Origin of the sequence: Microbacterium sp. (assembly GCF_039812165.1) — a bacterium.
GTDB lineage: Bacteria > Actinomycetota > Actinomycetes > Actinomycetales > Microbacteriaceae > Microbacterium.
On record NZ_JBDIAB010000237.1, the window covers coordinates 1 to 4026 of the forward strand.

General features: G+C 73.1%; 4 protein-coding genes, 1 pseudogene and 1 riboswitch. Of the genes and pseudogenes, 3 read left to right on the forward strand and 2 right to left on the reverse strand.

Annotated features, from left to right (window positions below):
- Window positions 1-192, reverse strand: a pseudogene (locus WML84_RS13480) (hypothetical protein); the annotation flags it as partial.
- 88 nt (window positions 193-280) lie between these two features.
- Window positions 281-925 carry a DNA alkylation repair protein gene (locus tag WML84_RS13485; RefSeq protein ID WP_347346656.1) on the reverse strand — a complete coding sequence of 215 codons (645 nt, stop codon included), beginning with the start codon at window positions 923-925 and terminating at the stop codon, window positions 281-283.
- 114 nt (window positions 926-1039) lie between these two features.
- Window positions 1040-1104: riboswitch (guanidine-III (ykkC-III) riboswitch) on the forward strand.
- Between the two features lie 10 nt (window positions 1105-1114).
- Here WML84_RS13485 and WML84_RS13490 point away from each other — a divergent pair.
- The 3 genes from WML84_RS13490 to helR form a co-directional block, all read left to right on the forward strand.
- The gene (locus WML84_RS13490) at window positions 1115-1429 is read left to right on the forward strand and encodes a multidrug efflux SMR transporter (RefSeq protein ID WP_347346653.1); all 315 of its coding nucleotides are present in this window, start codon (window positions 1115-1117) and stop codon (window positions 1427-1429) included.
- 1 nt (window position 1430) lies between these two features.
- Window positions 1431-1790, forward strand: a complete 360-nt coding sequence (locus tag WML84_RS13495) for a multidrug efflux SMR transporter (RefSeq protein ID WP_347346654.1) — start codon at window positions 1431-1433, stop codon at window positions 1788-1790.
- Window positions 1791-1960: 170 nt separating this feature from the next.
- The coding region (gene helR, locus WML84_RS13500) for an RNA polymerase recycling motor ATPase HelR (RefSeq protein ID WP_347346655.1) at window positions 1961-4026 on the forward strand (2066 nt) is incomplete at its 3' end.

A 4026-nucleotide genomic window follows, 5' to 3' on the forward strand; every position in this document is an offset into this window, starting at 1 on the left:
GAGATCGACCTGGTTCAGGGCGTCGACGTAGGCGCGATAGGTCTCCTCGGCGGCGCGGAAGGCCTCGGCATCGCTCGCGAACCCCGTCGGGGTCGGCGTCGGCTCGGGCGTCGGAGTGCATCCCGCGGCGAGCGCGAGCGCGAGCATCGCAGCGGCCGTCGCGGCCACGGTCCGGACCCAGCGCTGCATCATGCTCCCACGGTAGCCAACGCGGGCTCGCCGCAATCGGTTATCCACAGGCGAGGCAGTCGGCACCGCGGGCCGGGCACCGCGGCATCCGCTATGCGCCGGTCTGGCGGCGGACGATCTCCGCGATCCACGTCGGTGCGAACGGCGACGTGCAGTTCGGGGGAGTCGGGTAGTCCTTGAGCACCTCCAGGCGCTCGCCGATGTCGATCGCCCGCGCGCGAAGGTCGGCGTGCGAGATGCCGATCTGCGCGAGGCAGTGGTTCAGCTCCCACTGCAGGCGGTCGGGGGCGTCCTTCATGGTCGCCTCGATGACGTCGAGCAGGCCGGGCAGGTCGAGGCCCGCAGCATCCTTCGCCACGCGGTCGATCGTGAGCGTCCAGCCGGCGCTCCGGACGACCGGATCGGGGTCGGCGAGCCACGCGAGACGCAGCGCCTCGCGGTGCGGGCTCTTCTTCACGACGTAGTTCACGAGCCAGTCGTGCACCTTCGGCGTGCGAGCGGCGCGCAGCATGGCGTCGAGCTCGTCGCGCGAGAAGGCGCGCGGACGGCAGATCAGGAGCGCCACCAGCTTCGCGGCGGTGTCGTCGGTCTCCCACAGCCGGACGGCGAGCTCGTGCTGGGTCTTCAAGCGCTTCGCGACGGCCCGCAGGCTCGTGAGGTTCACGCCGTGGTCGTCGCCGTGGCGCTCGTTCACCTCGCGCATCTTCGGATCCTCGAGGGCGGCGAGCTCGGCCATCACCTCGACGACCGTCGTGCCGGTCTGCGTCGCCTCCACCACGTCGGGCCTCCTTCTCGTCCGCTGCATCCTCAGCTTAGGAGCCGGCCCCGTCCGAGTCGTCGTAGAGTCGTCTCGGAGCCCGGTGCCGGGCTCGCGGACGAGGGAGCAGTACCCGCACACGACAAGACTGACTCAGAGGGAGTCGTCATGGCGTGGCTGATCCTGATCGTCTCGGGCATGCTGGAGGCCGTATGGGCCGCAGCGCTGTCGGCGTCCAAGCGCTTCACCCGCTGGCGCCCGACCGTGCTGTTCGCGGTGTCGCTCGCCCTGAGCATGGCGGGGCTCGCCTGGGCGATGCGCGACCTCCCCACCGGCACGGCCTACGCGGTGTGGGTGGGCATCGGCGCCACGCTCACGGTCCTGTGGGGCTTCGCGACGCGGCAGGAGCGCCCCACGCTCGCGCGCATCCTGCTGCTCGTGCTGCTGGTCGGCTCGGTCATCGGCCTGAAGGCGGTGAGCTGACATGGCGTGGCCCGTCCTCATCGTCAGCGCGGTCTTCGAGGCCGTGTGGGCCACGGCGCTCGGCCTGTCGGACGGCTTCGCCGAGCCGGTCGCGACGCTCGTGTTCGCCGTCGCGCTGGTCCTGAGCATGGGCGGACTCGCCGTCGCCGTCACGCGCATCCCGATCGGCACCGCCTACGCGGTGTGGGTCGGGATCGGCGCCGCGCTCACCGTGACGTACGCGATGGCGACGGGCGCCGAGTCGGTGTCGGTCGGCAAGATCGTCTTCATCGCCGGCATCGTCGGCGCGGTCGTCGGCCTCAAGCTCGTGCCCCACGACAGGCCGGACCGCGAGGAACGGGCGTCGACCGAGACGGAGTGAGCGGGCCGCGGCATCCGATCGCCGCACAGACGAGCCCGCATCTTCCTTGCACTTCCAGGATATCGCGGGGGTGGGGGCTTGCGGCAAGGCCCCCTCGCTGGGGCAGAATCGCTCTTCCGCCTCGACATCGAGCCCCGCCCGGGACCTCGAGACGGCGATACGGAGCCGACATGACCACCCAGATCCAGAGCGCCTTCCGCCTTGCCCCGAACCTCTCCGCCAAGGCCGACCCGGCTTTGATCGGCGCCGACGAGCGGTGGTTCGCCGCCATCGACGCCGAGCTGCGCCGCCAGACCGACGACCTCACCGCCCGCCTCGACACCCTGCGCCTCGCGCGCGGCGGCCACGGCGAGGCGGCGCTCGAGCGCGACCTCGAGATCCACCGGCTGACGGGGCGGCTGCGGCTGCTCCGGCGCTTCGGGCTCGACCTGTGCCTCGGCCGCATGGTGACGACGGATGCCGTCGACCCGGTCTACATCGGACGGCTCGGCCTCACGGGCGTCGACGGCCGTCGACTGCTGGTCGACTGGCGCGCGCCCGCGGCCGAGCCGTTCTTCGCGGCGACGCTCGCCCGTCCGCTGGGACTCGCGAGCCGCCGACGCTACCGCTGGACGAGCGGCCGCATCGCCGACTACTGGGACGAGATCTTCGACCCGGACGCCGCGGCCGGAAGCACCGCGGCCGACGACCAGTCCGCGTTCATCGCGAGCCTCGGCAGCAGCCGCTCGTCGCGCATGCGCGACGTGCTCGCGACGATCCAGTCGGATCAGGATGCCGTGATCCGCGCCGGCTCCCGCGGCGCGCTCGTCGTAGACGGCGGTCCCGGCACCGGCAAGACGGTCGTCGCGCTGCACCGCGCCGCGTACCTCCTCTACTCCGAGCCGCGCCTCACGCACGGCGGGGGAGGCGTGCTGTTCGTCGGCCCGAGCTCCGCGTACCTCGCGTACGTCGACGACGTGCTGCCGAGCCTCGGGGAGGACACCGTGCAGCTGTGCACGCTGCGCGACCTCGTGCCGGAGGGCGCCGCGGCCAGGCCCGAGCCCGACCCGGACGTCGCGACGCTGAAGTCGTCGGCGAGGCTGCTGGAGGCGGTCGAGGCGGCGGTGCGCCACCACGAGCAGCCGCCCGGCGACGAGCTCGTGGTCGAGACGCCCTGGGCCGACGTGTGGGTCGGCGCGGCCGAGTGGGCGGAGGCGTTCCAGGCCGCGGAGGGAGGCGTCCCGCACGACGACGCGCGCGACCTGGTGTGGGAGGAGCTGCTCGGCATCCTCGCCGACGCGGTCGACGACGACGATGCGCCGCCCGAGCTGGTGCGGCGCGTGCTGGCGCGCGACGAGGGCCTGCGACGCGCCTTCAACCGGGGCTGGCCGCTGCTCGATCCCGCGGGCGTCGTCGCCGACCTGTGGTCGGTGCCGTCGTACCTGCGGCGGTGCGCGCCGTGGCTCGACGACGACGCGGTGCGGCGGCTGCAGCGCGACGACCCACGGGCGTGGACGGTCGCGGACCTGCCGTTCCTGGATGCCGCGCGTCGGCGCATCGGCGAGCCCGAGGCGGCGCGGCGACGACGTCTGCGCGAGGCCGCGCTGGCGGCGGAGCGCGAGGAGCGCGACAGGGCCATCGACCACCTGATCGCGGCGGACGACTCGGAGATGGCCGTCATGTCGATGCTGCGCGGCCAGGACGTCCAGAACACGCTCGTGGACGAGGCGGCCCTGCCCGCGATCGACGTCGACCGGCTCGCCGGTCCCTTCGCGCACGTGGTCGTCGACGAGGCGCAGGAGCTCACCGACGCGGAGTGGGACATGATCGTGCGGCGCTGCCCGTCGCGCAGCCTCACGATCGTCGGCGACCGCGCGCAGGCCCGGCACGGGTTCGCGCGGTCGTGGCAGGAGCGCCTGGCCCGCGTCGGGCTCTCGCACGTCGAGGTCGCGACGCTCACGATCAACTACCGCACGCCGCGCGAGGTCATGGCGGAGGCGGAGCCGGTCATCCGGGCCGCGATCCCGACGGCCAACGTGCCGGTGTCGGTGCGGGGAAACGGCATCCCGGTCGCGCACGGGGCGATGTCGGAGCTCGGGGCGATCATCGACGCATGGCTCGCCACGCACTCCGAGGGCATCGCCGCCGTGATCGGCACCTCGATCGACGTCCTCGCGCTCCCCCCGACGTCGCGCGTGCGCGCGCTGACGCCCGAGCAGGCGAAGGGGCTCGAGTTCGACCTCGTCGTGCTGGTGGA